Annotated in this window: 1 pseudogene; it reads left to right on the forward strand. The window is 76.8% G+C overall.

Annotation, left to right across the window (positions count from 1 at the left end):
• Positions 1-1,394, forward strand: a pseudogene (locus ACWJ6R_RS35980) (serine/threonine protein kinase); the annotation flags it as partial.
• Positions 1,395-1,658: the final 264 nt, after the last annotated feature.

A 1,658-nucleotide genomic window follows, 5' to 3' on the forward strand; every position in this document is an offset into this window, starting at 1 on the left:
GGCCGGGCACCCCGGCGCCGTCGCGCCGCCACCCCCCGCCCCCCAGATCTGGGGCGGCGCCGCCGCTGCCCGGGGATCCGCCGCCGGCGAACGTGACGGTGCTCACCGCACCCGTCAGGGAGCGGCCGAGGACCGGAGGGCTCTCCCTCCTCCTGGCGGCCTGCGTGGGCGTGGTCGCCCTGCTGTCCGGCCTCGGCGTCTGGGCCGCGGGGCAGTACACCTCCCTGGAGAACACGGGGCGGACCGCCGCCGACGGGGCCGCTCCCCGGATCCCGCTGGAGCTGGCCGGGCAGGGAGAGGAGCAGGGCGCGGACGGCGGTCAGGGCCAGGACCCCGGACAGGGCACGGGACAGGGCACGGGAGACGATCCGGTGAACAGGGTCACGGTGCCCTGGGGGACGACCCCGGAACCGCGGGAGGGCGACGTCGGGCCGCTGCAGCTGCCCACCGACGTCCCCGTCGTCCCCACCGTCGCGCCCGTTCCGACGCTGAGCTCGCTCACCCCGCCTCCGGTCCCCGTCCCGTCGACCGCGGCGCCGCAGCAGACCGACCGGTCCGGCACGCAGCAGACCCCCACCGCCGCGCCGGCCCCCTCGGCCACCGCGACGCAGCAGCCGGCGAGTCCGCAGCCGACGGTGACCCTCACGGTCACGCCGCAACCGGCTCCGGAGTCCCCGCAGCCCACGGGCTCGCCTGAGCCCTCTCCGGCGACCACGCCTTCGGTGACGCCCTCGCTGACGCCCACGGTGACGCCCACGGCGGCTCCGACGTCGACGCCCACGGCGGTTCCGACGGTGACGCCCACGGTGACGCCCACGGCGGCTCCGAGCGCGCCTCCGGCGACGTCCACGGCCAAGCCTGCTCCCACCCAGGCCAAGCCCGCCCCCACGACGGCCAAGCCGACCCCGGCACCCACCCAGGCCAAGCCCACCGCCACGACGGCCAAGCCGACCCCCACCGTGGTCAGGCCGGAGCCCACCGCGGTCAAGCCTGAACCCACCGCTGTGCGGCCGACCGCCATCGGGGCCGATCCGTCACGGATCGCGACGGCGCCCGCCTCCCCGCCCGCGGTCCGGTCCTTCAGCCCGCAGCAGGTCTGCGGGGCGGGATACGTCCCGCAGCGGTCCCTGTCGTTCAGCGGCGGGACGGTCCACCAGCTCTACAACGCGTCCACCGGGAACAACTGCGTGGTCACCGTGAAGAGCACCGATGTGGGCAAGGCGAGCCAGCTGTGGGCCACGCTCGAGGTGCAGGGCGGCGGTTCCCTGACCGACAGGGGCTCCTTCGAGTACTACGCGGGACCGGTCGTCCTCCCCGCCAAGGGCAAGTGCGTGCGCTTCTCCGGCGGCGGCCCCGGCGGCCAGGCCGCCTCGGACTGGGGGAACTGCGGCTGACCCCGTCCAGGGGCCCGCTCCGGGCCCGACCCCTCGGACGACGCCCCTCCCGGACGGCCCCGGCCTCCGGGAGGGGCCGTCCGGCCGTTCCCGCAGCCCTTCTTCCCAGGTCTGCGGGAACGGCACCCGATCGAGTTCGGCGGGCGACCGTACGGCGGCCGCCCGCACGGAGGTGAGGATTCCTTGATCGCCGGCAGGCTCGCCGCGGGTGCGCTCGTACTGGCGGTCACCGCCCCGTCCGCCGCCGGGAGCGCGGCGGGCGGG

It is taken from the genome of Planomonospora algeriensis (assembly GCF_977012225.1).